This window comes from Nitratireductor thuwali, assembly GCF_036621415.1.
In the GTDB taxonomy this organism is placed as follows: Bacteria; Pseudomonadota; Alphaproteobacteria; order Rhizobiales; family Rhizobiaceae; genus Chelativorans; species Chelativorans thuwali.
In genome coordinates this window covers 807,061-831,836 of record NZ_CP030941.1, presented here as the reverse complement: position 1 = coordinate 831,836, position 24,776 = coordinate 807,061, and the positions used below count along the sequence as shown (strand labels likewise).

Annotated in this window: 31 protein-coding genes; 11 read left to right on the top strand and 20 right to left on the bottom strand. The window is 64.9% G+C overall.

What is annotated here, in order from left to right; all coding sequences use genetic code 11:
- Positions 1 to 7: 7 nt before the first annotated feature.
- Positions 8 to 274, bottom strand: coding sequence for a hypothetical protein (locus tag NTH_RS04015; protein ID WP_338528802.1), 267 nt, complete (start codon positions 272 to 274; stop codon positions 8 to 10).
- A gap of 296 nt (positions 275 to 570) precedes the next feature.
- Between NTH_RS04015 and NTH_RS04010 the strand changes: the two genes are divergently transcribed.
- Entirely contained in the window at positions 571 to 1,032 is a 462-nt protein-coding gene (locus tag NTH_RS04010; protein WP_338528801.1) for a tRNA (cytidine(34)-2'-O)-methyltransferase, read from the top strand.
- 40 nt (positions 1,033 to 1,072) lie between these two features.
- Here the strand turns inward: NTH_RS04010 and NTH_RS04005 are convergent, their stop codons facing one another.
- The gene (locus NTH_RS04005; protein WP_338528800.1) at positions 1,073 to 1,573 is read right to left on the bottom strand and encodes a GlcG/HbpS family heme-binding protein; all 501 of its coding nucleotides are present in this window, start codon (positions 1,571 to 1,573) and stop codon (positions 1,073 to 1,075) included.
- Between the two features lie 165 nt (positions 1,574 to 1,738).
- Entirely contained in the window at positions 1,739 to 1,996 is a 258-nt protein-coding gene (locus NTH_RS04000) for a hypothetical protein (protein WP_338528799.1), read from the bottom strand.
- Positions 1,997 to 2,107: 111 nt separating this feature from the next.
- Between NTH_RS04000 and hemF the strand changes: the two genes are divergently transcribed.
- Entirely contained in the window at positions 2,108 to 3,022 is a 915-nt protein-coding gene (gene hemF / locus NTH_RS03995) for an oxygen-dependent coproporphyrinogen oxidase (RefSeq protein WP_338528798.1), read from the top strand.
- Positions 3,023 to 3,073: 51 nt separating this feature from the next.
- On the opposite strand, the gene NTH_RS03990 is transcribed toward hemF, so the two are convergent.
- A complete protein-coding gene (locus NTH_RS03990) occupies positions 3,074 to 3,706 on the bottom strand; it encodes a LysE family translocator (RefSeq protein WP_338528797.1) in 633 nt (210 codons plus the stop codon).
- A 241-nt stretch (positions 3,707 to 3,947) separates the two neighbouring features.
- Here NTH_RS03990 and NTH_RS03985 point away from each other — a divergent pair, with 241 nt between their 5' ends.
- Positions 3,948 to 4,244, top strand: a complete 297-nt coding sequence (locus NTH_RS03985) for a DUF6665 family protein (RefSeq protein ID WP_338528796.1) — start codon at positions 3,948 to 3,950, stop codon at positions 4,242 to 4,244.
- A gap of 36 nt (positions 4,245 to 4,280) precedes the next feature.
- Here the strand turns inward: NTH_RS03985 and NTH_RS03980 are convergent, their stop codons facing one another.
- On the bottom strand, positions 4,281 to 4,727 hold the full coding sequence (locus NTH_RS03980) for a MarR family transcriptional regulator (RefSeq protein WP_338528795.1): 447 nt from the start codon (positions 4,725 to 4,727) through the stop codon (positions 4,281 to 4,283).
- A 78-nt stretch (positions 4,728 to 4,805) separates the two neighbouring features.
- Between NTH_RS03980 and NTH_RS03975 the strand changes: the two genes are divergently transcribed.
- The 6 genes from NTH_RS03975 (at position 4,806) to NTH_RS03950 (ending at position 11,019) form a co-directional block, all read left to right on the top strand.
- A complete protein-coding gene (locus NTH_RS03975) occupies positions 4,806 to 5,282 on the top strand; it encodes a hypothetical protein (RefSeq protein ID WP_338528794.1) in 477 nt (158 codons plus the stop codon).
- Positions 5,283 to 5,483: 201 nt separating this feature from the next.
- Positions 5,484 to 6,047, top strand: coding sequence for a ubiquinol-cytochrome c reductase iron-sulfur subunit (petA, locus tag NTH_RS03970; RefSeq protein WP_338528793.1), 564 nt, complete (start codon positions 5,484 to 5,486; stop codon positions 6,045 to 6,047).
- A gap of 17 nt (positions 6,048 to 6,064) precedes the next feature.
- A complete protein-coding gene (locus NTH_RS03965) occupies positions 6,065 to 7,348 on the top strand; it encodes a cytochrome b (protein WP_338528792.1) in 1,284 nt (427 codons plus the stop codon).
- A 32-nt stretch (positions 7,349 to 7,380) separates the two neighbouring features.
- A complete protein-coding gene (locus NTH_RS03960) occupies positions 7,381 to 8,208 on the top strand; it encodes a cytochrome c1 (protein ID WP_338528791.1) in 828 nt (275 codons plus the stop codon).
- A 99-nt stretch (positions 8,209 to 8,307) separates the two neighbouring features.
- Complete coding sequence (locus tag NTH_RS03955) at positions 8,308 to 8,853, top strand: adenine phosphoribosyltransferase (protein ID WP_338528790.1); 546 nt, start codon at positions 8,308 to 8,310, stop codon at positions 8,851 to 8,853.
- A gap of 135 nt (positions 8,854 to 8,988) precedes the next feature.
- Positions 8,989 to 11,019: a S8 family peptidase gene (locus NTH_RS03950; protein ID WP_338528789.1), complete on the top strand. Its 2,031-nt coding sequence runs from the start codon at positions 8,989 to 8,991 to the stop codon at positions 11,017 to 11,019.
- Here the strand turns inward: NTH_RS03950 and NTH_RS03945 are convergent.
- The 8 genes from NTH_RS03945 to NTH_RS03910 form a co-directional block, all read right to left on the bottom strand.
- The gene (locus NTH_RS03945) at positions 11,016 to 11,489 is read right to left on the bottom strand and encodes a MaoC family dehydratase (RefSeq protein WP_338528788.1); all 474 of its coding nucleotides are present in this window, start codon (positions 11,487 to 11,489) and stop codon (positions 11,016 to 11,018) included. The two genes, NTH_RS03950 and NTH_RS03945, sit on opposite strands and share 4 nt — an antisense overlap.
- A gap of 72 nt (positions 11,490 to 11,561) precedes the next feature.
- Positions 11,562 to 12,065 carry a MaoC family dehydratase gene (locus NTH_RS03940; protein ID WP_338528787.1) on the bottom strand — a complete coding sequence of 168 codons (504 nt, stop codon included), beginning with the start codon at positions 12,063 to 12,065 and terminating at the stop codon, positions 11,562 to 11,564.
- 112 nt (positions 12,066 to 12,177) lie between these two features.
- On the bottom strand, positions 12,178 to 12,720 hold the full coding sequence (locus NTH_RS03935) for a peroxiredoxin (RefSeq protein ID WP_338528786.1): 543 nt from the start codon (positions 12,718 to 12,720) through the stop codon (positions 12,178 to 12,180).
- A 268-nt stretch (positions 12,721 to 12,988) separates the two neighbouring features.
- A complete protein-coding gene (gene corA / locus NTH_RS03930) occupies positions 12,989 to 13,957 on the bottom strand; it encodes a magnesium/cobalt transporter CorA (RefSeq protein WP_338528785.1) in 969 nt (322 codons plus the stop codon).
- Between the two features lie 73 nt (positions 13,958 to 14,030).
- A complete protein-coding gene (gene ychF, locus NTH_RS03925; protein ID WP_338528784.1) occupies positions 14,031 to 15,134 on the bottom strand; it encodes a redox-regulated ATPase YchF in 1,104 nt (367 codons plus the stop codon).
- A 2-nt stretch (positions 15,135 to 15,136) separates the two neighbouring features.
- Positions 15,137 to 15,841, bottom strand: coding sequence for an aminoacyl-tRNA hydrolase (pth, locus tag NTH_RS03920; RefSeq protein ID WP_338528783.1), 705 nt, complete (start codon positions 15,839 to 15,841; stop codon positions 15,137 to 15,139).
- 24 nt (positions 15,842 to 15,865) lie between these two features.
- Positions 15,866 to 16,504, bottom strand: coding sequence for a 50S ribosomal protein L25/general stress protein Ctc (locus NTH_RS03915; RefSeq protein ID WP_338528782.1), 639 nt, complete (start codon positions 16,502 to 16,504; stop codon positions 15,866 to 15,868).
- Between the two features lie 231 nt (positions 16,505 to 16,735).
- Complete coding sequence (locus NTH_RS03910; protein WP_338528781.1) at positions 16,736 to 17,158, bottom strand: winged helix-turn-helix transcriptional regulator; 423 nt, start codon at positions 17,156 to 17,158, stop codon at positions 16,736 to 16,738.
- Between the two features lie 99 nt (positions 17,159 to 17,257).
- Here NTH_RS03910 and NTH_RS03905 point away from each other — a divergent pair, with 99 nt between their 5' ends.
- Positions 17,258 to 17,815 (top strand): NADPH-dependent FMN reductase, encoded by a 558-nt coding sequence (locus NTH_RS03905; protein ID WP_338528780.1) that lies wholly within the window; start codon positions 17,258 to 17,260, stop codon positions 17,813 to 17,815.
- Between the two features lie 84 nt (positions 17,816 to 17,899).
- Here NTH_RS03905 and NTH_RS03900 read toward each other — a convergent pair whose 3' ends face one another.
- The 7 genes from NTH_RS03900 to lgt form a co-directional block, all read right to left on the bottom strand.
- Entirely contained in the window at positions 17,900 to 18,235 is a 336-nt protein-coding gene (locus NTH_RS03900) for a hypothetical protein (protein WP_338528779.1), read from the bottom strand.
- A 115-nt stretch (positions 18,236 to 18,350) separates the two neighbouring features.
- On the bottom strand, positions 18,351 to 19,283 hold the full coding sequence (locus NTH_RS03895) for a ribose-phosphate pyrophosphokinase (RefSeq protein ID WP_338528778.1): 933 nt from the start codon (positions 19,281 to 19,283) through the stop codon (positions 18,351 to 18,353).
- Positions 19,284 to 19,466: 183 nt separating this feature from the next.
- The gene (locus NTH_RS03890) at positions 19,467 to 20,051 is read right to left on the bottom strand and encodes a hypothetical protein (RefSeq protein ID WP_338528777.1); all 585 of its coding nucleotides are present in this window, start codon (positions 20,049 to 20,051) and stop codon (positions 19,467 to 19,469) included.
- Between the two features lie 50 nt (positions 20,052 to 20,101).
- Positions 20,102 to 21,253 (bottom strand): M24 family metallopeptidase, encoded by a 1,152-nt coding sequence (locus tag NTH_RS03885; protein WP_338528776.1) that lies wholly within the window; start codon positions 21,251 to 21,253, stop codon positions 20,102 to 20,104.
- Positions 21,253 to 22,059: a peptidoglycan editing factor PgeF gene (gene pgeF / locus NTH_RS03880; protein WP_338528775.1), complete on the bottom strand. Its 807-nt coding sequence runs from the start codon at positions 22,057 to 22,059 to the stop codon at positions 21,253 to 21,255. The genes NTH_RS03885 and pgeF overlap by 1 nt, the downstream gene beginning before the upstream one ends.
- Positions 22,060 to 22,117: 58 nt before the next feature.
- Entirely contained in the window at positions 22,118 to 23,209 is a 1,092-nt protein-coding gene (locus NTH_RS03875) for a class I SAM-dependent methyltransferase (RefSeq protein ID WP_338528774.1), read from the bottom strand.
- Positions 23,206 to 24,057: a prolipoprotein diacylglyceryl transferase gene (lgt, locus tag NTH_RS03870; RefSeq protein WP_338528773.1), complete on the bottom strand. Its 852-nt coding sequence runs from the start codon at positions 24,055 to 24,057 to the stop codon at positions 23,206 to 23,208. Before lgt ends, NTH_RS03875 begins: the two co-directional genes overlap by 4 nt.
- Positions 24,058 to 24,270: 213 nt before the next feature.
- Between lgt and NTH_RS03865 the strand changes: the two genes are divergently transcribed.
- A complete protein-coding gene (locus tag NTH_RS03865; RefSeq protein ID WP_338528772.1) occupies positions 24,271 to 24,579 on the top strand; it encodes an accessory factor UbiK family protein in 309 nt (102 codons plus the stop codon).
- The last annotated feature ends 197 nt before the right edge of the window (positions 24,580 to 24,776 follow it).

Genomic DNA, 24,776 nt, shown 5'->3' with positions numbered 1-24,776 from the left:
TCTTCGGTTATCTGTGGCCCTTGCGCGGCGCGGCCGGCGCGCCGCGCGGCATGTCCTTCAAGGGCTTCGAGCCGCCCTTGCCGGCCATCTGCCGGAGCGCGGTCTTGCGGCCGCTCTTTTGTCCGTCGAAGGGATGCTCCTTTTGTTTCCCCGCGCCAAGCGCGGCCGCAAAAGCTCCTGACAGTGTGGTGGCAGGAGATTGCGGCGTTGCGGCGGGAAGGGCGGAGCGTTCGGTTTTGGGCGCGTCAGCGCCTGTCCTGATCGATTTTCGCATGAGACGAATCCATTGGGTGTTCCGGAAAGGGTTTCCGGCGGATTCGCTTGCGAGCGCTGAATGTTTTCAGGGTAAGCTTGGTCGCGAAACCGCCGTCAGGCCTTCTGGCCGGCCCCTGCCCAGGGACGTGCGCAGAATGGGGCAACGAAAATCATGTGGTCCATTTCTGCCTCCGGCGGTTTGCGTCGATCCGGATGAACTTATAAGCGGCCCGCGCGTTGTTGACCAGCCACCGGTTGATTCGGTGAGCACGCATTTGGTGTAGGTGTTGCGCCCTGGATACAGTTGATTGCATCATGAACGGGACAGGGTTTCGGATCGCGCTCTTTCAACCGGACATCGCCGGCAATACCGGCGCCATCCTCCGGCTGGCGGCGTGCAAGGGCCTGCAGGTCGACCTGATCGAGCCGGCGGGCTTCGAAACCTCCGACAAGGCCCTTAAACGGGCCGGCATGGACTATCTCGAAATATGCAGCCTCCAACGCCATCCCTCGTGGGAGGCATACGACGAATGGCGCAGGAAAGAGGAGCGCAGGCTGGTCCTGTTCACGACCAGGGCCTGCGTGCCCTATACGGCTTTCGCGTTCAGGCCGGGCGACATCCTTCTCTTCGGCAGGGAATCGTCCGGCGCTCCCGAATGGGTGCATCAGGCGGCCGATCATCGGCTGGTCATCCCGATACGCAAGGAAGCGCGCAGCCTCAACCTGGCCATGTCGGCGGCGATGGCGGTCGGCGAGGCCACGCGGCAGGTCGGCTGAAGCGGAGGCGCCCCGGACGGGCCGGGGCGCCGGGCATTTGTTATTCCGGAATCTCGGCGCCGATCGCCGCAAGCCCGGCCACGGCGCATTCGGCGTCGACCGCCGCGGACGGGGCGCCGCCGACGCCGATGCCGGCCACCAGCGCGCCGTCGATCCTGACGGGCAGGCCGCCGCCGAGGATCACGAGACGCGGATCCATGTCGCGCAGGCCCGCCATCTGCGGGTTATCGGCTATGACGGTAGCAAGCTGGGCGGACGGGCGGCCAAGGCTCGCGGAGGTGAAGGCCTTGCCCGTCGCCGAACCCGTCGTGTGGGGTCCGGCGCCGTCGCCGCGCAACAGCGCTGAGGTGGAGCCGCTGCGGGCCACGACCGCGGCGCTGACGGCGAAGCCTTTCTCCTTGCAGGCCATGACGGCCGCATTGGCGGCCTGAACCGCCTTGTCAAGGGGCAGGTACGGCGCCGTGGGCAGCATTTCGGCAGATGCGGTGGACATGCTTGCTGCAAGGGCGAGCGCGGCACAGGAGATGCGGGCAATTGACATGTATCAAATCCTCGATGTTGTTCAAAAGGAGTCGCGACGCCGGACCTAATCGGGCCCAGCGGCGGCAGTAATGCACGCAGGTCGTGGTGCTTCCAGTAAAATGCGCCTCAAGTTTCCGGCATCGCCCCCGGCGGGGAGGGCTGCGCAGGCGGCGCTGCCGCGCGCTCAGTCGGCGGTCGGCAGCCGGCGCATGGTGAATTCGATCACGTCGCCGGGGCGCTCGCACCAGCTCTCGATTTCCGTCCAGTAGGCCTGCTTCGGCCAACGCTCCAGCCATTCTCGCGCCTTGGCGCGGGCCTGGTCCCGCGGCAGCGAAAAGCTTTCGCGCAGGAAGCCGTCGCGCGGCATCCGGTGACCGTTGGCGCGCTGCTTGTCGAGGGTGCGCTTGAGCCCCTCTAGCGGCGGTTTTGCGGGTACGCGCACAAAAGAACTCCTTGACCCGACTGCCAGGAAGATTAGGTCTCGCCGGTGAAAATTGCGAGTCATTTGTGCTGCAGCGCCCCGCGTTCTTTCGCCATGGCGCGGGAGGAAGCCATGGAACATTCGGACCTGCCCGTCGGCATCCCCGACAATATCGACGACAAGAAAAACGCCGCCAGGCACTGGTTCGAGACGCTGCGCGACCGCACCTGCATGGCCCTGGAAAGGCTCGAGGACGAACTGACGGGGCCGCTGTCCACCCGCGCTCCCGGCCGTTTCGAGCGGACCCCGTGGCAGCGCGAAGAGGGCAAGGGCGGCGGCGGCGTCATGTCGGTGATGCATGGCCGCGTGTTCGAAAAGGTCGGCGTGCACACCTCCACCGTCCATGGCGAGTTCTCGCCGGACTTCCGCAAGCAGATACCGGGAGCCGAGGAGGACCCGCGCTTCTGGGCGTCCGGCATCTCGCTGATCGCCCATCCGCAGAACCCGCATGTGCCGGCCGTCCACATGAACACGCGCATGGTGATCACCACCCGCCAATGGTTCGGCGGCGGCGCCGATCTAACGCCGGTGCTCGACCGTCGCCGCACCCAGGAGGACGCCGACACGGTGGCCTTCCACAAGGCGATGCAGTTCGTCTGCGACAAGCATGCCGGCGTCGCCGACTACGGCAGGTTCAAGAACTGGTGCGACGAGTACTTCTACCTGCCGCACCGGCACGAGCCGCGCGGGGTCGGCGGGATCTTTTACGACTGGCTCAAGACGCCGGAGGAAAAGGGCGGCTGGGACGCCGATTTCGCCTTCACCCAGGATGTCGGCCGCGCCTTCCTCGTCGTCTATCAGCATCTGGTCCGCAAGAACTTCAACACCAACTGGACCGAGGCGGACCGCGAGGAGCAGCTGATCCGCCGCGGACGCTACGTGGAGTTCAACCTGCTCTACGATCGCGGCACGATCTTCGGCCTGAAGACGGGCGGCAATGTCGATTCCATCCTGTCCAGCATGCCGCCCGTGGTGAAGTGGCCGTAGGAGCGCGTTGGATCAGTTCAGCGTTTCTGTGAACGGTGAACTGATCTGGGGCTAGGGCCTCAACGTCGCCAGCTTCAGTCCAAATCCGACGAACACGGCGCCGGTGACCGCTTTCAGCCAGCGCTGCATCCACGGCTTGCCACCTAGCGTCCGCAAGGAGGCGAAAAGGAACACGAGGGCCGAGAACCAGATCACGTTCAGGAGGGAGTGGATCACCACCAGGGCGAAGGCCCAGGCGGCGGCTTCCGCGTTTGCCGGCATGAACTGCGGGAAGGCGGCCAGGTAGAACATGGAGACCTTCGGGTTGAGTGCGTTGGTGAGGAAGCCTTCGCCGACGGCCCGCGCCAGCGTTCGCCTCCGTCTGGCAGGGGCCGTGGCGACAGGGGCGACCACGCCGCGCCATGCCTGCCACAACGCCTTGGCGCCGATATAGCAAAGATATGCGGCACCCAGCATCTTCACGATGAAGAAGGCCTCGGCCGATTGCACCAGGATGATCGATATGCCGAGAATCGACAGCGCGCCGTGCACATAGAAGGCGGCGAAGAAGCCGGCAATGTTGGCGAAACCCGCCGCCTTGCCGGAAGTCGGCACGGTCTTGGCGATCAGCACGCCGTTGGGGCCGGGCGACACCACCAGCAGTGCAGCCACGATGGTAAAGGCAAGCAGTTCGAGCGTGGTCATGGGAATTTCCGGCAATCGAACAAACGGCATGCCAGGATGGCGCCATTGCGGTGCGGTGTTCAACTGCAATCATGTCACCGCTGCAATTTTGGGTATGGCCGCAATTCCCGACTTGATCAAAAGGGTAGGCTTGTAACCCTATTTCAGGGGCGGCGGCCGCGGATCCTCTTGCGCGCTGGGCGCGATGCATTATCTGGACGGGCGCGGCCGTATGCCCGGCTGCCAGGGCGGCGAGGTTGGAATGTCTGGCGATCGCAAAAGCAGCCTCACGAGAACCGGCATTGCGACGCTCGATTACGAGCTGGCGGAGGAGATGGCCGTCGCGCTCGGCGAGGCGGGCCGGCGGGCTGAACGGGCGCTCGCGCGGCTGCACGCCCAGGCCCCGGATGAAGCCGATCCGGCGCTTTTGAAGGCGGCGGCGGATGCCGTCTATGCTTATTTCATCCAGCGCGAACTCTGCGGGCTCAAGCGCCACGATGCGGTCATCCATGACATGGGCATTCCGCGCAAGGTGCTGGCGCGCCTCGGCAGCTGCTGACGGCGGGGCAGTCGCCGACGCCCCGGCTGCCCGCCGTCATCCCCTCTCGCCGGCGACCCGCTCCAGCGAGGCGATGATCTTCTTCAAAGCCGCGAAATAGGCCTCCGTCTCGTCGGGCGACAGGTCCGACAGCGCGTCGCCGTTGACCGCGCGGGTTGCCGCGACGACCTCCTCGATCTTGTCGCGGGCCGACGGGGTGAGGCTTATCAGGCTGGCGCGCTTGTCCTTGGGGTCGGGCGCGCGCTCGACCAGGCCGTCGCGCTCCATCCGCGAAAGCGTCGCGGCCATGGTGGGCTGTTCGATCGACGCTGCCTTGGCCAGTTGCTTCTGGGTCAGCGCCTTGCCGCCGGCAAGGGCAAAGAAGACGGGCAGATAGCCCGAGGAAAGCCCCAGCGGCTTCAGCCGCCTGTCGATGGCGCGGGCAAACAGGCGCGCCGCCCAATTGGTCAGATAGCCGGCGGATTCCTGGCGGTCGAGGGACATTGTATAGCTTGCTATATAATTGAATTGCATGCTATGTATTTCATATCGCCCACAAGGAAGCAAGCTGGAGTTCCGATCATGAACAGGAAACGCCTGATCCCGCGCCTGCATGCCTTTGCCGGCATATTGGCCTTCGCCATCATTGCAGCCTTCCTTGTTGCATCGGCCGCCGTCGAGCTCGGCGGGACGCGGCAGGCGGTCGCGTCGGTAAAGACGACGGTGGGCTGGGGGCTGACGATCCTTGTACCCGCGCTCATGGCGACGGGTTTCACGGGTTTTCTCATGGCCGGGCCGCGGCCGCGGGGGCGGGCCGCAACAAAGCTGGCGCGCATGCGCGTCGTCGCGGCCAACGGGCTCCTGATCCTGGTCCCGTCGGCGATCTTCCTGGCGGTGAAGGCCGGAGCGGGCGAGTTCGACGCGGTCTTCGCGGCCGTTCAGGGCGTCGAGTTCTTAGCCGGCGGCGCGAATCTGATGCTCATGGGCCTCAATATCCGCGATGGATTGGCCATGGTCGGCCGGCTCGGGCGGCCGCGTGCGGCCGGCGGGGTGGGATAAGTGGTTTAAACGTGGCAATTTGCCCGCGACAATGTGCCCTGCCGGGCCTTCGGCGTCTGGACAAGTTCATGCTCGGAGCATAGAAACCATCGCGAATTGCCGGGGGAAAGGACCGGTCCGTCGCGCCGAATCCGATGGGCCGCAATGCCTATGAAGATAAGTTCCCGGCCCACAGGTACAAGGTGAAAGGACCCCAGTCCCGTGAGCGCAACCGATTCGACCGAACCCAATCGTCGCGATTTCCTCTACGTTGCCACAGGCATGGCCGGCGTGGTCGGTGCGGCAGGTGTCGCCTGGCCGTTCATCGACCAGATGCGCCCCGATGCGTCCACGCGCGCCCAGGCCTCCGTTCAGGTCGACGTCTCGGGCGTCGAGCCGGGCATGTCCTTGACCGTCAAGTGGCGCGGCAAGCCGGTCTTCATCCGGAACCGCACCGAGGCCGAGATCGAAGCGGCCAGACAGGTCCCGCTCGACGAGCTCAAGGATCCGATTGCGCGCAACGCCAATCTGGCGGGCGACGCGCCGGCGACGGACATCGCCCGCTCGGCAGGGGAGGGTCTTGAAAACTGGCTGATCATGGTCGGCGTGTGCACGCATCTGGGCTGCGTGCCGCTTGGCCAGGCCGGCGATTTCGGCGGCTGGTTCTGCCCCTGCCACGGCTCGCACTACGATACGGCCGGCCGCATCCGCAAAGGCCCGGCGCCGGAGAATCTGCCCGTGCCGACGCTTGAATTCATCTCCGATACCATGATCGAAATCGGCTAGGGCAGGGAGCATAGTCAATGAGCGGTGGACACTCTACCTACAATCCACAAAGCGGTCTTGGACGCTGGATGGATGCGCGCCTTCCCTTGCCGCGCCTGATCTACGATTCCTTCGTTGCCTATCCGGTGCCGCGGAATCTCAACTACGCCTATACGTTCGGCGGCATCCTGACCCTCATGCTGGTGGCGCAGATCCTGACAGGCGTCGTGCTGGCCATGCATTATGCGGCCAATACGGAGATCGCGTTCCTCTCGGTCGAGAAGATCATGCGCGACGTCAATTCCGGCTGGCTGCTGCGCTATCTGCACGCCAACGGCGCCTCCATGTTCTTCGTCGCCGTCTATATCCACATCTTCCGCGGGCTCTATTACGGTTCCTACAAGGCGCCGCGCGAGCTCCTGTGGATCCTCGGCTGCATCATCTACCTCCTCATGATGGCGACCGCCTTCATGGGCTATGTGCTTCCCTGGGGGCAGATGAGCTTCTGGGGCGCGACTGTGATCACCGGCTTCTTCACCGCCATCCCGCTGGTCGGCACCTGGATCCAGGAGCTGCTGCTCGGCGGCTTCGCGGTCGACAATCCCACGCTCAACCGCTTCTTCTCGCTGCACTACCTGCTGCCCTTCATGATCGCCGGCGTGGTCGTGCTGCATGTGTGGGCGCTGCACGTGACCGGCCAGACCAACCCGACCGGCATCGAGGTCAAGTCGAAGACGGACACGGTTCGCTTCACGCCTTATGCGACCGTCAAGGACGGCTTCGCCATGGTGCTGTTCCTCATCCTGTTCGCCTATTTCGTCTTCTACATCCCGAACTATCTGGGCCATGCGGACAACTACATCGAGGCGGACCCGCTCAACACGCCGGCCCATATCGTGCCGGAGTGGTACTTCCTGCCCTTCTACGCGATCCTGCGCGCCATCACCTTCAACATCGGCCCCATCGATTCCAAGCTAGGCGGCGTGCTCGCCATGTTCGGGGCGATCGCCGTGCTGTTCGTGGTGCCGTGGCTCGATACGTCGAAGGTCCGTTCGGCGGTCTACCGTCCCTGGTACAAGCTGTTCTTCTGGCTCTTCGTGGTCGACGCCATCTTCCTCGGCTGGCTGGGCTCGCGCCCGGCGGAGGGCATCTATGTGGCGATGGCTCAGGTCGCGACGCTGTACTACTTCGCCTTCTTCCTGGTCGTCATGCCGGTGCTCGGCCTCATCGAGACGCCGCGGCGTCTGCCCAACTCGATCACGGAAGCCGTGCTTGAGAAGAACAAGGCCGGTGCGGCCTCCACGCCTCAGCCGGCGGAGTGACGAACGAGCGCATGCGCAAAGGAATGTTGAAAATGAAGCTTTTCCTCCATGGATTTGCGGCGCTCGGACTGGGCCTGGCCGTCGTCGCCTCCGCCGACGCCGCGGAATACCCCATCAAGAAGCCGGTCGAGCAGGACTGGTCGTTCGAAGGGCCGTTCGGCACCTATGACACGGGCCAGCTCCAGCGCGGCTTCAAGGTCTACCGGGAGGTCTGCGCCTCCTGCCATTCGCTCGACATGGTCGCATTCCGCAACCTGGCCGATCTTGGCTATTCGGACGCGCAGGTGCGGGCGATCGCCGCCGAGTACGAGGTCGAGGACGGACCCGACGAAGCCGGCGACATGTTCATGCGTCCGGCCACGCCGTCTGATTATTTCCCGGCGCCTTTCGCGAACCCGCAGCAGGCCGCGGCCTCCAACAACGGCGCCGTGCCGCCCGATTTCTCGCTGATCGCCAAGGCGCGGGCCGTCGAGCGCGGCTTCCCCACCTTCGTCTTCGACATCTTCACCCAATATGCCGAGGGCGGGGTGGACTACCTCTATGCGCTCTTGACCGGCTATGGCGAGGATCCGCACGGTCACGAAGTGCCGGAAGGGACCTATTACAACCCCTATTTCATCAACGGCGCGGCGCTGGCCATGGCGCCGCCGCTCTCCGACGGGATCGTCACCTATGACGACGGCGCCCCGGAAACCGTCGATCAGTACGCGCGCGACATATCGGCGTTCCTCATGTGGGCGGCCGAGCCGCACCTGGTGGCCCGCAAGGCCACCGGCTTCACCGTCATGGTGTTCCTGCTCTTGTTCGGCGGTCTCGTCTATCTGACCAAGCGCAAGATCTGGGCCGACGTCGCGCACTGAGTTCGGCGCATCCGATTTCTTCAAAAGGGCGCGGACGGCGCCCTTTTCTTTTGCGCGCCGACACGGCACAACAATGGGGACAGGCAGGATCGGGGCAACATGAAGCAATCGCTGGAAGAGGCGCTGCGCGCGTCCATCAGGACCATACCGGACTATCCCAGGCCCGGTATCCAGTTTCGCGACATCACCACGCTCCTCGGCAATGCACGGGCCTTCAGGCGCTCGGTTGACGAGCTGGTTCATCCCTATGCGGGCTTGAAGATCGAAAAGGTCGCCGGCATCGAGGCGCGGGGCTTCATCCTCGGCGGCGCGATGGCGCATCAGCTCTCCTCCGGCTTCATCCCGATCCGCAAGAAGGGCAAGCTGCCGCACGAGACCGTGCGCGTGGCCTACAGCCTCGAATACGGTCTCGACGAGATCGAGATGCACCGTGATGCGGTGAACGCCGGCGACAAGGTCATCCTCGTCGACGATCTGATCGCTACCGGCGGCACCGCCGAGGCCGCGGTCAAGCTCCTGCGCCAGATGGGCGCCGAGATCGTCGCCGCCTGCTTCGTCATCGACCTGCCGGACCTCGGCGGGCGCGCCAAGCTGGAAGCGCTTGGCGTCGAGGTCAACACGCTCATCTCCTACGAGGGGGATTGATCAAGGTGGCAGGCGATAGCCATTCTCGCCTTGTTGTTGACAAGCTCCGGAGTCCCTCACTGTACACGTAGGTTTCTATTCGTTTACTGTATTCTGTGATAACGCAGCAGCGACGGGGCGTGAACGGATGGAACTATGCTCGGGAAAGATTACGCATCGCCGGTGGGGCGGGCCAGCGCCCTGGTCCTCATCCTTGGATCGATATTACAGACGCCGCCCGCTTTCGCCGAGCCCCTGCGCGGCAGCACCGGTGATCCCGAGGCCGATTTCAATTGGGGTCTGTCGGCCGTAAACGCAAAGAAGGCGCATCAGGCGGGGTTTACGGGGAAGGGTGTTCGGGTTGGCGTATTCGATTCCGGGCTGGACATCACGCACCCGGAATTCTCGGGGCGGGTAGGCCCAGATTCCCTCGATATAGAAGCCTCCTTGCTTGCCGGAAAGCCGATTCCCGTCAGCGGTGATGAAGAGGGGCACGGCACCTTTGTTTCGGGCATCATTGCGGCGAACCGGGATGGTCAAGGGACGCAAGGCATCGCTTACGGCGCTTCTTTGGTGCCGCTGGCGGGCGACATCGGCCCCGATACTTTTAATGTCCAAACCTATTTCGCATTCACCTATTTCGCGTCTCGCGGTGGGGAAATCGTGAACGCATCGCTTGGGGTGGACGAAAGCGACGCGCCTGGTGGCGTGGCCGACCGCGCCTATCTGGAGACGCAATTTCCCGATGCTATTTCGGCCGTAAGGGAAGCTGCTCGGGTCGGCGTCGTTACCGTTTGGGCGGCGGGTAACGAAGCTGCCGACAATGCGGAAGCGATGGCTCGTTTGCCGTACTATTACCCCGAATTGGAGGATACGTCGCTGGCGGTCGTCGCGCTAGCTCATTCCGGCGGCCTGGCTTCCTATTCCAGCAAGTGCGGCGTCGCCACCGCCTGGTGTCTGGCGGCTCCAGGTGGTGAGGGGGATATCGGTGATCCTGAAGGCGTGTCCTCGGTAGCTTCTGGGGGCTATATGACCGCAGCAGGCACCTCATTCGCTGCGCCGCATGTGACGGGCGGCCTCGCTATCGCCCGCGAAATCTTCCCCGACGCGGACATGGGCGACCTACGCAAGCTCATCCTGCACACGGCGGTCGACATTGGCGAACCCGGCGTGGACGCCACCTTCGGCTGGGGCCGGCTCGATCTGGGCAATGTGGTCGAAACGATCGCGCCCTATGGCCGTTCCATCTTTGCGGGCGCGGCCTTCAGCAGGCGGCTTTCCATGGAGCAGGTCGCGCGGCTTCCCTCGGGCCCCGTCGCCCGCTCGCAGCGGCTGCGCCGTCTTTGGGCTGCCGGCGACCTTGTCTTCGCCGGTATCGATGCCGATACCGATGCGGGCGGCCTGCCGCAGACCAAGGCCCGCAGCCGGACCCTTGCCGCCGGCCTCGACCTGATCGAGCGCGGCTGGCTGACCGCCGGTCTCGGCCTTGCCTATACCAATGGCGCGACCAGCGAGAAGAGCACCGTCAACACGGCCACGGCCAACGGTTTCCACGGCTTCGGCTATGGCGATTGGGCCGGCGGCGCATGGTATGCGAAGGGGGCTGCCGGCGTCAGCTATTTCCGCCAGGAGCATGAGCGGCGCACCATCCCTGGCCTTGCCGGCACGGTGCTCGCCCTCGGCGGGCCCGAGGCGCGCTCGTCCTCCGATGTGTGGGGCGTGTTCGCCGATGCGGAGGCCGGCCGCAATTTCGATCTCGGCCTTGCCGGCATGGCGGTGTTCGGCCGGTTCACCGGCGCTGTGCAATCCTACGGCGCGACATCGGAGAGCGGGCTTGAAGTGCTGGGCTACGACCTCCTCTCCGGCACGGTCTCGTCGGCGCAGGTGGGGCCGGGCGTGCGGTTTTCGCGGCCGTTCACGCGCGGGGCCTGGATGGTGGCGCCCGAACTCGACCTGTCCTATGCCCGCGTTCTCGGCTCCAGCGATTACGCCGTCAGGACGGCGCTGCTCGGCCGCGAAATGGAGGCACGGACGGCGGCTTTGGGGCGCGATGTCTTCGGCGTCGGCGCAAAGCTCACCTTCGAACAGCCCGAACGCGGCTTCACCGCCTCGGTCGGCTATTCCGGCTCCTTCCGCGAGCGCGCGACCCAGCACGCCGTAAGGCTCAGCCTGTCGGTGAAGTTCTAAATCGCGGCCTTGAGCAGAACCGCATTGTCGAAAGTCAGGACGGCGGCGCCGTCCTGATTCCTCGCGCCGCCTTCCAGCTTGACGAGCCGCCAGCCGGGCCGGGAAGCAAGCGGCCTGTGGGAGACGGCCTTGCGCGTGAAGGTGACCGTGTCGCCCGCATAGACGGGCCTTGGCCATTTCATGGCGGAGAGGCCCGGGGAGGGGCCGAATTCCGGCGCGGGGCCTTCGCCGCTCCAGGCAGGCGGCGGCTCCCGTTCCAGGCTTTGCAGATTGTATCGCATCCACATGGCGCCGGTGTGCCATCCGGAGGCGCACAGCGCGCCGAAGACACTCGCCTCGGCGGCCTCCTCGTCGATGTGGAATGGCTGGGGATCGTATTTGCGCGCGAAGGCCTTGATCTCCTCGGCGGAGAAGGTGTGGGCGCCCAGCGTGACGGTCTCGCCTAGCCTGAGAAAAGCGTCGATGCTCATGCGGCCGTCTCTTTTGCAATAGAGCGCCGTGCGTCCATTCGGACGCACGAAGGACGCTCTAGCATCTTGAATCTACGCATCGTGCTTTCCGAAAATCGATTCCGATTTTCGGGCCGATGCTGTAGCCCTGCGAAGGGCGAACATGATCGGGTTCTCCATCTCCAGCACCGTCTCGCCCCGCTGGTTGGAGACCGAATGGCGGAACGTCACGAGACCGATGCCGGGACGGGACTTCAGTTCCCGCTTCGACAGCACCTTGGAGTGGCCGGTCAGCGTATCGCCGGCCAGAACGGGCTTCCTCCACTTCAGCTCGGTTATGCCGGGGGACCCCTGCGAGGTGGATCTGAGCAGGAAACCGTCGCACATCATGCGCATGAACATGGCGCTGGTGTGCCAGCCGGAGGCCGACAATCCGCCCAGTATGCTGGCCGTCCCCGCTTCCTCATCCAGGTGCATCGGCTGGGCGTCGAACTCGGACGCAAACTCGACGATCTCCTCCTTGGAGACGGTCTTGGTGGCGAGCTCGATCACGGCGCCCTCCACGAAATCCTCATAGGCCCACAGCTTTCCGTCCATCGCGGCTTCCTTCTGCCCTCGGCACGATGTTCTCGTCGCATATCGAGCCGCAATAAAAAAGCCCCGGCACGCAGCCGCCGGGGCCCTGGATGCGCTTGTGCGGTGCGGTCGCTTACGCTGCCGCCGATTCCGGCCTGCGCAGGTTCTGCAGGATGTTCTGCGGCGAGGACACGCCGTAGGGGTCCGCATCGCAATTGTCGGAGAAGCCTTCCTCCTCGAACCACTGCTCGACGAAGCCGTCGTCGACGACGGCGGCGTAGCGCCAGGAGCGCATGCCGAAGCCCAGATTGTCCTTCGCCACCAGCATGCCCATCTTCCGGGTGAACTCGCCCGAGCCGTCGGGAATGAGCTTGATGCGTTCGATCCCCTGCTGCTTGGCCCAGGCATTCATGACGAAGGCATCGTTGACCGAGATGCAGTAGATCTCGTCGATCCCTTCCGCCTTGAACTCGTCGAACAGCTTCTCGAAATCGGGAAGCTGGTAGGTGGAGCAGGTGGGCGTGAAGGCGCCGGGCAGGGAGAACAGAACGACCCGCTTGCCGCCGAAATAGTCTGCGGTGGTCCTGTCTTCCCAGCGGAAGGGGTTCGGTCCCTCTATGGATTCGTCGCGCACGCGGGTGCGGAACGTTACGTCCGGTACTTTGCGGTTGAGCATCGGCAAGCTCCTCATATCAATAACCGACCGCAGCGCGGCATCTCATGCCGCACCGGATCGAATGGCTTTAAGGAAATGACGTCTCTTGGGAGGGAGGCGCCTTGATAACGGCACGAAAATAAAGGCTGGCCATGACAGTGCCAAGACGGGCGCGCCCGATAAATGCTGCATGTGCGAAAGAGTCACAGATTCTTCCGGGGCATGACGGGATGGCCTTTCCGCCCGTGCCGACACCGGCCGCGCCTCTCCATGGCGCGTGGCGCTTCGTTCAGAGCCAGCCGCGCCGCTTGAAGTAGAAGAAGGGCAGGATGGCCGAGGCGACCATGATGACCAGCGCCAGCGGATAGCCGAAGCTCCAGGAAAGCTCGGGCATCTTCTCGAAATTCATGCCGTATATCGATGCCACCAGGGTCGGCGGAAGGAAGATCACGGCGACCACCGAGAATATCTTGATGATGGCGTTCTGCTCGATGCTGATCATGCCCAGCGTGGCGTCGAGCAGGAAGTTGATCTTCTGGGCCAGCGTGGCGGCATGGTCCGAAATCGACGCCACGTCCCGCTGCAGCGTTTTCAGGCGGGCGCGCGCGTCGCGGTCGTTCTTGCCGATGATGGTGCTCAGGAAGCCGCACAACCGCTCCAGGGACAAGAGGCTGTCCTGCATGTTGGAGAGGAGCTCTTCCTTGCGGCCGATCTTGCGCAGGATGATGTGAAAGCTGCGGTCGCGCTTGGTGACCTGCCTCTCCGTGGGGTGGAAGATGCCCTGCGCGATATCCATGATCTCCCGGCCGGCCCGCTCCAGGATATCGGCTTCCCGGTCGACGATCACTTCGAGCAATGCGATCAGGATCGATTCCCCGTTCTGGCAGCCGAGCGCAGCCTTCTCGGCGCGCTGCGCGAAGGCCTGGAACGCGCGCGGGCTGTGATAGCGGACGGTGGCCAGCTTGCCGGCGGAAAGGACGAAGGTCACCGGCGCCATGTCCGGCCGGTCGCCATCGGCGTTGGCCGGCAGGTTGGCGGTCATAAAGTTGGCGCCGTCCTCGGCATAGAGGCGGCTGGAGATCTCGATCTCCTCCATTTCATCTCTGGTCGGGATTTCCGCTCCCAGCCACGCCTCGACGGCCTTTTCCTCTTCGTCCGTGGGCGTCAGGAGGTCCACCCAGACGACAGCCGCGCCGTGCGGCCCGATGCCGTCCGCGTCCTTCAGGCGTCCATTGTCCAGCATATAGGCCTTGAGCATGACGATCCCCCGGTTCGACAAGGACTGATGCCCGCACCCGGCACGCGACGTCAAGCGCGCACGGGCCGATGGGTCAGGTGTTGAACTTGAACAGCATCACGTCGCCGTCGCTGACGACATATTCCTTGCCCTCGTCGCGCGCCTTGCCGGCCTCGCGCGCGGCAACCTCGCCGCCGAGCGAGATGAAGTCGTCATAGGCGATCGTCTGCGCCCTGATGAAGCCGCGCTCGAAATCCGTGTGGATGACGCCGGCGGCCTGCGGCGCCTTTGCGCCCTTGGCCACCGTCCACGCACGGGTTTCCTTGGGTCCCGCGGTGAAGAAGGTGATGAGGTCCAGCAGCTTGTAACCGGCCCGGATCAGGCGGTCGAGCCCCGGCTCTTCGAGGCCCATGGCTTCCAGATACTCATAGGCCTCGGCGTCGCCGAGCTGCGAGACTTCCGCCTCGATGGCCGCGGAAATCACGACGGTCGCCGCCCCCTGCGCGGCTGCCATCTCCTCGACGGCACGGCTATGGGCATTGCCCTTTGCCGCATCCTCCTCGGCGACGTTGCAGACATAGAGCACCGGCTTCGACGTCAAAAGGTTGAGGCTGCGCAGGATCTTGAGGTCCTCGGCGGCGATGCCCTCCAGAAGCAGGCGCGCCGGCTTGCCTTCCTGCAGCAGCGCCAGCGCCTCTTCCATCATCGGCAGAAGGGTGGCGGCTTCCTTGTCCTTGCCGGTGGCGCGCTTGCGCATCTGCGTGGTGCGCCGCTCGAGGCTTTCAAGGTCGGCAAGCATCAGCTCGGTTTCCACGGTCTCCGCGTCGGCCACCGGGTCGATGCGCCCCTCCACATGGGTGATGTCGTCGTCCTCGAAGCAGCGCAGCACATGGACGATGGCGTCCACCTCGCGGATGTTGGCGAGGAACTGGTTGCCCAGCCCTTCGCCCTTCGACGCCCCGCGCACCAGGCCGGCGATATCGACGAAAGAGATGCGGGTGGGCACGATCTCCTTGGAGCCGGCGATTTCCGCGATCTTCTTCAGGCGCTCGTCGGGTACGGCCACCTCGCCGGTATTCGGTTCGATGGTGCAAAAAGGATAGTTGGCGGCCTGCGCGGCCGCCGTCCTGGTGAGCGCGTTGAACAGCGTCGATTTGCCGACATTGGGCAGGCCGACAATGCCGCATTTGAAACCCATATCTAGTCCTTCTTGCCGAGGATCTTCTTGAGCATGGCCGCCATGGGTCCGTCCTCGGGGACCCGCGGTGCGATCTTTGCCGGCCGCGCCTGCCGGATATGGCTCTGGCCCTTGGCGCGCGGCGCGGACGGCTCGTCCTTGCCCTTCACGGCAAGGCTCGCCTTGTTCATGAAGCCGTTGTCGTCGCCCTTTGCCAGCAGGCCGGCATTGTCGGCGATGGCCTCCAGCAGCGGGTCCAGCCAGTCGTGATCCGATTTGGCGAAGTCGCCCAGCACATGGCTGGTCACGCGCGCCTTGTCGCCCGGATGGCCGATGCCGATGCGCACACGCCGATAGTCTTTGCCGCAATGGGCATCGATGGATTTGATGCCGTTGTGACCGCCGGCGCCGCCGCCCGTCTTGATGCGCAGCTTCCCCGGCGCCAGATCCAGCTCGTCGTAAAAGACGATCAGATCGGCCGTGGTCAGCTTATAGAAGCGCAGGGCTTCGCCGATGGCCTGGCCGGACAGGTTCATGAAGGTCTGCGGCTTGATCAGCAGCACCTTTTCTCCGTCCAGCGTGCCGTCGGCCACGAGGGCGGAAAACTTCCTGGACCACGGCGAAAAGGAATGGCGGCGGTGTATCGCATCCGCCGCCATGAAACCGACATTGTGCCGGTGGTTTTCGTATTGCCGGCCCGGATTTCCGAGCCCTGCAATGAGAAGCATTGAGCTGCCTCCGGGGGTGGAGGACTATTCCTCCCCGCCTTCCTCTTCCTCGGCTTCTTCCGCTTCTTCCTCCTCGGCGCCCTCGGACTTCAGTCCGGCGGGAGCGGCCACGGTGGCGATGGTGAAGTCGCGGTCGGTGATGGTCGGCTCCACGCCTTCCGGCAGCTTGATCGCCGAAATGTGCACGGAATCGCCGAGGTCCAGGCCGGTCAGATCAACCTCGATGAACTCGGGAATGGACGTGGCGGGGCAGACGAACTCCACCTCGTGACGGACGATGTTCAGCACGCCGCCGCGCTTGAGGCCGGGGCTGGCTTCCTCGTTGGTGAAGTGCACCGGCACGTTCACGGTCACGATGGTGTTCTTGCCGATGCGCAGGAAGTCGATATGCATCGTGAAGTCACGCACCGGATCGAGCTGGTAATCCTTCGGCAGGACCTGGATCTTCTTGCCGTCGACGTCGATGGTGGCGATCGTCGTCATGAAGCCGCCTCCATGGATCTTCTTCGTCACATCCTTGTAGGGAAGGGCGATCGTCAGGGGGGCTTCTTTTTCGCCGTAAATGACGGCGGGAACCATACCGTTGCGCCGAATTGCCCGGGCGGACCCCTTACCGACCCGTTCGCGCGCCTCGGCCTTCAGTTCATAGGACTGATGGCTCATCAGGCTTTCCTTTCATGTTGTCGGAGCGCCGACGAAGACGGCCAGGCCGTCCGCGAAAGCGTGAAAGCCATCCCCGACAGCCAGCCGCAGGCCGCCATGGCGGCCACCGCTCGTCATCCGGGAATGGAACTTCCATCCGCGTTGCCTCCAAGGGTGTCTACGCGGACGGCGGGTCTATAGCCGATGCGCGGGCCGCACGCAAGGCCGCGGCGGCGCCCGGCCGGCCTCCGGTCAGTTGAGCCGCAAGGGCTGCGGCTTGCGCTTCGGCGGCGCGCCGGGCGTCGGCATGCCGTGCCGTTCGTCATAGGCGGCCCGGGCCACGTCCATGCGGTCTCGGTTCTTGAGCGCGAAGCGCGTCAGCGCCATCACCGGTTCGGCCAGGTCGCGGCCGAACGGGGTGAGGCGGTAGTCCACGCTGGGCGGGACGGTCGGATACTCCGTCCGCTCGATGAAGCCGTCGCGCTCGAGCGCGCGCAGCGAAGACGTCAGCACCTTCTGGGATATGCCGTGCACGCTCCGCTTCAATTCGTTGAAGCGGAGCGGGCCTTCCGTGAGACGGGTGATGATGAGCGAGGTCCATTTATTGCCGATGAGCGAGAGCACCTCGCTGATCGGCCGGCAGCTGTCCGAGATGTGTCCGCGACGTGGTTTCATAAAAGTGCCTTCTTGTTCGCACCGCACAACGGAAAGATATAGGCGTGGTCACCAATGGATACCACCGGGAAATTGAGCCCGGCAGGGAAAGGAACCCACATGAAGAAGATTGCTGTTCTCGTCGGCTCCAACCGCAAGGAGTCCGTCAATCTAAAGTTCGCGCGCGCCCTCGAGAAGCTGGCGGCCGGCCGGCTCGCCTTCGACTATCTCGATCTGTCGGTGCTGCCCATGTACAATGACGACCACATGGACCCGTTTCCCGAGACGGCCCGGAGCATGAAGTCTCGGATCGAGGCGGCCGACGGTGTGCTTCTGGTCACGCCGGAGTACAACCGCTCCGTCCCGCCGCTGCTCAAGAACGCGATTGACTGGGCTTCGCGGCCCTATGGCAAGAATTCCTGGGTAGCCAAGCCCGCCGCCATCGTGGGCGCCAGCCCCGGCGTGATCGGCACTGCCGCCGCGCAGATACATCTGCGCTCGATCATGGTGGGTCTCGGCACCGTTTTGATGGGGCGGCCGGAAGTCTATCTTCACATGAAGCCAGGCCTGATCGACGACCGGAACAACATTACCGATCCCGAAACGGAAGCCTTCCTCAGGGGCTTCATCGACAATCTGACCGATTGGGTCTTGGCCGAGAAGCGCGCGGCGGCCTGATACTCAAGTTGCAAGTTGTCCGCAACTGCGGAACCGCGTTCACCGCAGCGGTCGGCGGCTACGTCGCCTCCGGCCGCTGTTGCGCTACCCGTTGCGGCATTCGAAGGGCAGGAAGGAACCCGTCGCGCCGGCATTCATCATTTGCAGCGAAACGATGTTGGCGAAGTCCAGCTCCTGCGGCGATGCCGGGCAGATTTTCACCCGCTCCGTGCAGCCCGACCGTATGAAGGCTTCCTGCGCTTCCAGGAAAGCCGTTCCAAGGCCCCCGCCATTGAGCCGGGCCGCCGCCTCCCGCTGAAAGCCGTCATAAAGAGCGCATTTCTTCTGCCGCCAGGCGCGGTTGTATTCGGGATCCGCATCCGCGGCATGGATGGGGATTGCGGCCGTTACAACCGCCATCAGGGCAAGCAGGCGCAACATGGAAATCTCTTCGTCCTCAAATGGCACGGGCGGCCATGCGGCCGGCTATCCATGTCCAGTGACGGAGAATTATGCCGCCATCGTGGCGATCCGGCCGTGAAGCGGCGTCGGCAAATCAGTTGAACAGGCTCGATACCGATTCTTCGGTCGCCGTCCTCGAGATGGCCTCGCCGATAAGGTCGGCGATGGTGATCACCCGCACATTGCGGCCGGCTTCGACCGCCGAGGTCGGCTGGATGGAATCGGTGATGACCAGTTCCTTCAGCTTGGAGTTGGCGATGCGCGCCACCGCGCCGCCGGAAAGGACGCCGTGGGTGATATAGGCGGTGACGCTGGTGGCGCCGTTGTTCAACAGCGCTTCGGCGGCGTTGCACAGGGTGCCACCGCTGTCGACGATATCGTCGATCAGAAGGCAGTCCCGGCCGTGCACGTCGCCGATCACGTTCATGACCTCGGATTCGCCCGGGCGGTCGCGGCGCTTGTCGACGATGGCGAGCGGGGCATCGATGCGCTTGGCAAGCGAGCGGGCCCGCACCACGCCGCCCACATCGGGCGAAACCACCATGACGTTGGACAGGTTGTAGTGCGCCTTCACGTCGCGGGCCATGACCGGCACGGCAAACAGATTGTCGGTTGGGATGTCGAAGAAGCCCTGGATCTGCCCGGCATGCAGGTCCAGCGTCAGAACGCGGTCGGCGCCGGCGCGGGTGATCAGATTGGCCACCAGCTTGGCTGAAATCGGCGTGCGCCCGGAGGTGCGCCGATCCTGCCTTGCATAGCCGAAATAGGGCAGGACCGCGGTGATGCGCCGCGCCGAGGAACGGCGGAAGGCGTCGATCATGATGAGCAGTTCCATCAGGTGATCGTTGGCCGGATAGGATGTGGACTGAAGGACGAAAACGTCCTCGCCGCGCACATTCTCCTGGATCTCGACGAAAATCTCCTGATCGGCGAACCGCCGGACCATCGCCTTGCCGAGGGAAAGATTGAGATATCGGGTGACGGATTCCGCCAGCACCCTGTTTGAATTGCCCGAAAAGAGCTTCATGGAGTGTCCCCGGCCCAGCGGCTTCAAGTACTGATCGGGCTTTTAGCGGTGTGGCCGGCTAATGCAAGCGCGCAGGGGCAAAAAAGCGCGGCTATCCAAGGCTGCTTGCGCAAAGCGTTACCAGGGGTTGCAATCCCTGCGCCACTGGTTGTCCCGCTTCGTGGGGATGGGCGTTGCCGCCGCCTACCCGTTCTGCGACAGCCATGCCGCCAGTTCGTCGATGGTCCGGTTGGCGATGGCCTGCATGGTGGCGCCGTCGACCGACGACCAGCCGTCGCCGGTGCTGCCGGGGGCCTTCTGCTGGCCCTGGATGCGGTGCAGGCGCTTGCCCGACGGGTCGAGCAGGTCCCAGACATAGATGACCGTCGTCTGGCTGCCGTCGGCGATCGCCGAGAAGTAGCCTTTCATGAGGTGGGTTGCGCCGGATTGGGTGATGGCGATGCCGCGCTGGGCCGCGCGGGCCGAAAGCTGGCTCGACAGCGGCTGGGCCGCTTCGGGGGTGGCGCCGATCACGGGGGCGAACTGCACGCGGGCGCTGGTGTTGATCGCAGCCGGGGCCGTGGCCAGCGGGTTTTCCTCCTCCGTGGCTGCAAGCGCGGTCTGCATGGCGGGATCGGAGCTTGCCTGGCCGCCATCCGGCGCCGGCAGGCCGCCGCCCTGCAGCCCCGCCTGGGGCCGCCCGGCCGGGTCGAGCGCATCGGTCGCCGTGCATCCCGCGACGGCCGCCGATACGATGCAGAGCACAAGCAAAGCAGCGATGCGTTTCATCCGTGTACTCCCAATATGCCGCCCCCCGGGACAGGCTCCTCGTCCCTCGACTATTTGACGATCAGTTCCAGCCCGTGCCGCGACAGGGGCAGGGGCTCGGCCTCGGTGGTCAGATATGTGCGGCCGAGGCACATGGCGCTGTTCGTTTCGGAATCCATGATAATCATGTGGGTAAAGAGTGTCATGCTCGGCGCGATCGGCTCCGGATTGCCCGAATAGAACATCGGCGGGTCCATCCACGATGGCGAAAAGCGCGCCCCCAGCGAATAGCCGCAGGCATTGAGCCGGTGCTTGGTCAGCCCGGTCGCCTCCATGACCCGCGCGTGCGCATCGAAGACGTCGCCGAAAGTGTTGCCCGGCCTCATCGCCTTTTCGCAGGCCAGCAGCGCCTCGCGGCCGGCGTCGAAAAGCTCCTGATGGCGCTTCGACACCCTGCCCGTCAGCACCGTATGCATCATAGCGGCATGGTAATGGTGGTAGACGCCGGCCCATTCGAGCGTCAGCTGGTCGTTCTTGGTCAGCTTGCGCCGGCCGGCCTTGTAGCGGCACAAAAGCGCGTCGTCGCCGGAGCCGATGATGAACTCGTTTGCGGGGTAGTCGCCGCCGCCCGCCAGCACCGCGCCCTGCATGGCAGCCAGTATCGCCGCCTCGTCGCCGCCCTGCTTGATCAGGGGCAGCGCCGCGTCCAGGGCCTCGTCCGCCAGCTTCGCGGCGCGCTTGACCTTCACGATCTCGGCCTCGCTCTTCAGGAGCCTGAGCCCGGAGACAAGGTCCGAAGCGTCCTCGATCTTGCCGAAGGTCTGCAGTTGCTCGTCCAGCAGGCGCCCGTTGCGGGCTGTCAGGCCGTGCGTGTCGTATTCCACGCCGATGCGGGCGCCCAAAAGGTCCAGATCGTTCAACAGATTGCGCAGATCGACCGCCGGGTTTGCCCCGTGCCGGTCGCTCCACAGAACGATGTTCTCGATGATGGATGTGTGGCGCGCCTGGCGCAGGTCGGCCGAGCGCGTCAGGAGCACCATGGAGCCGTCGGCCTTCACGATCAGGCTCTGGAAGAAGCAGAAGCCGAACGTGTCGTAGCCTGTCAGCCAGTACATGCTCTCCTGCGCGAACAGGAGCAGGGCGTCGAGCTTGCGCTCCGCCATCTCGATGACCAGCCGGTCACGCCTTGCGTCGAATTCCGCGCGGTCGAAATGAAGCGCCATCAGTCGTTCTCCAGGACAATCGCCGAAATCTGGCGTCCATAATCGGTTTCGCCGCGATGGGTGGCGCGGCGGTATGAAAAGAAGCGTTCCTCGTCGGCATAGGTGCACAGGCCCAGCATGTGCGCCCGCACGCCGGCGCGAGTCAGCCGGTCGACGGTATAAAGGTTGAGATCGAAAAACGCATGTCCCTCTCTCGGCGCCCCACCGGAAGGAGCGCGAAAATAGACCTCGTTCGAGGGATCGGCCTCAACGAAGCGCGCCACGAATTCCGGGCCGACCTCGTAATTGTCCCGGCTTATCGAGGGGCCGAGCGCCGCACAGATCGTCTGCCGGCGCGCGCCCAGGCGTTCCATTGCCTCGATGGTCGCTTCCATGATGCCCGACAAGGCGCCCTGCCAGCCGGCATGGGCGGCGGCGATCACCCTTGCCTGGCGATCGGCGAAAAGCACCGGCCCGCAATCGGCCGCCAGCACGCCGAGCGCCAGGCCCGGCCTGTCGGTCACCATGGCGTCGGCCTGGGGCCGGGCACCGGCGAAGGGTTCTTTTACCTCGACGACATCGGCCGAATGGCACTGGTGAAGGGTCACAAGCGCATCCTCGGCCACGCCCAGCCTATGCGCCACGCGCCGCCTGTTCTCCTCCACCGCCGCGCGCGCGTCGCCCGAGCCGAGCCCGACATTGAGGCCCCCGTAGAGGCCCTTGGAGACGCCGCCGGCGCGGGTGAAGAACCCGTGCGCTATGCCTTCCGAAGCCGCCTCCTCCAGAAGTGGGGACCGGATCGGCTCCAGCCTCGTATCGTTCAGCATACGCCGCCTTCATCCATGCTCCATGCGGGCCGGATCGTGGGGCAGGGTGGGGCGCAAGTCAATCCGACGGCGGGAAGGGCGGAGCGGTAGTTGTGGAAGGCAGCACGGCCATCGCCTTGAAAAGGCTTCCCATCTGCTCCGGCCCGGCCAGCCTTTCGACCGCATCGCGGATCGCCTCCTGGTCGCCGGCGCTGCGGCCGGCGCCCAGCCTGCCGGCGCGCTCCAGCAGGCCGAGGCCCAGCAGGAATTGGCCCTGCGTGAGGATCGACACGTTCAACCCGCGCCCACGCGCCACCGCCGCAAGGGCGGCGAAATCGACATGGGCGGTCAGATCGGCTTCCCCCGCCGCTGCCAGCACAGGCGCATATTCATGCCGCCGGACGGCCTGCAGCGTGTCGCCGAGCGATGGTCGGAGATAGCCGTAGTCGATGAAAAGCCCGGCCCCGCCGCCGCGGCGGATGCGCTCGCAGACCGTTTCCATGAGCGCGCTCCTGGCGGGCGCCAGTTCCGCGATCGCGCCGGCAGGCGCCTGTCCGGCATCGGGGGGCAGCAGGGCCGCGTCGATGGCGCCCGCGCCCGCCATGAAGCGCAGCGCTCCTGTCTCGTCGAGCCCGATCACCCGCTCGCGCCAGCCCTCCTCGGTCTTGACCGCCTGGCGGATCGGTATGGCATCGAACAGCTCGTTCCCCACGATGAAGAGCGGCCCTGGCGGAAGGTCCTCGATGCGGGAGAACCATTCGGGCGCCGCCGGGGCGCCCTCCAGCGTCTTTCGCTGCACCGCCGTCAGGCGCGGGCTGGCCTCGACCATGGCGAAACGGGCGTCCGCGGCAAAGTCCGCGTCGAGCCGGACGAGGGTGCGGATCATGTCCGTCATCAGCGTGCCCCGGCCTGGGCCGATCTCGGCCAGCACCGGGCCCTGCGGCGCTCCCGCCGCCTTCCAGGCGCCGTAGAGCCAGACGGCGACAAGCTCGCCGAACATCTGGCTTATCTCCGGGGCGGTGGTGAAATCGCCCTCGGCGCCGAAGGGCTCGCGCGTCGTGTAATAGCCGTGCTCGGGGTCGAACAGGCAATGCGCCATGTAGTCGGCCACGCTCATCGGGCCGGCGGCCCCGATCAGGCGGACGATCTTCTTTTCGAGCGGCGTCGTCATGCGGCCGCGCGCTTGGCCGGCTCCCTTGCGCTGGCCATGGCCCAGGCGCCGATCAGCACCATCGGCAGCGAAAGCACCATGCCCATGGTCAGCCAGCCGCCCAGAAGATAGCCGATATGGGCGTCGGGCTCGCGGAAGAATTCCACGAAGATCCGCGACAGGCCATAGCCGCAGATGAACGCGCCGCCGACGAAGCGCGGCGTCTTCAGCTTCAGCGCCCGGTGGGTGAGAAGGCGCAGCACGAGGAACAGGACGAGCCCTTCCAGCGCCGCCTCGTAGAGCTGGCTCGGGTGGCGCGGCAGCGGCCCGCCATCGGGAAAGACGAAGCCCCAGGGCATGTCGGTCGGCCGGCCCCACAATTCCGAATTGATGAAATTGGCGAGGCGGACGAGCCCGAGCCCGACCGGGGCCGCCGCCGCGATCGTGTCGAGCATGCTCCACGGATTGATGCCGCGGGAGCGGGCGAAGACGACCATCGCGACGATCGTGCCCAGCATGCCGCCATGGAACGACATGCCGCCCTGCCATATGGCGAAGATGTCGAGCGGGTTCTGGATATAGCGCGCCAGATCGTAGAACAGGACGTAGCCGAGCCTGCCGCCGAGCACGATGCCGAGCGCTGCCCAGATGACGAAGTCGTCGAGGTCTTCCGGCTTCATCGGCGATGTCTCATGGGCCCACAGCCGGTTGTTGGCCACGAGCCGCTTGGCGTACCACCAGCCAAACAGGATGCCGACCACATAGCCGAGGCCGTACCAGTGCACGGCGAGCGGTCCGACCTGAAAAATCACGGGATCGATCTGCGGAAAGGGCAGAGCGGCCACGGGAAGAAGAAGATAGTCGCTCAAAGGAGCCTCCTCGTTTCCGGCGTGTGGAGCCTATGCGCGAGCAACATGTCGTGGTCAAGCCCGGCCTTGCCGTGCCTGTTCCAGAGAAAGGAGGGCGGGCTGTGCCCGGCCGGCACGGCGATCCCAAAGCGCTTGCATTCGGCCCGTCGGAGCCCTACCTCATCTCCTATCGACCTGGCCGGACCCGGCCCCGACAATCGGTGAGGAAGCAAGATGACAAACGGACCGAACCGCATCCTCGACGAGTTTGCGAAGCTGATGACCGATGCCGCCGGCGCCGCCCAGGGCGTGCGGCGCGAGATGGAGACGGCGTTCCGGTCTCAGGCCGAGCGCGTGCTCAACTCCATGGAGATCGTCCAGCGCGAGGAGTTCGAGGCGGTGCGCGAGATGGCGATCAAGGCGCGCGAGGAAAATGCCGCGCTCGCCGCTCGAATCGAAGCGCTCGAAGCAAAGCTCGGCGCCGGCGAAAACGCTCCGGCGGGCGGTGGAAAAGCTTCCCCGAAGCCTTCTTCCAAAAAATAATTCAGACTTTCTTTACCCTGTGTGCAACCGCAAAAAATGCAGGTTGGAGAGTCGCTTAGGCGTTCGTCTGAATCTTCCACAAAATCGACTATCCACATGCTGAAAGCTTTCCCGTCAAAAAAGGGCTGGTCTCGCGTCGGCGCATCAATACACTGAATTTGCTGCATGATTCGGAACAGGGTCGGCAGCCGGGCTGG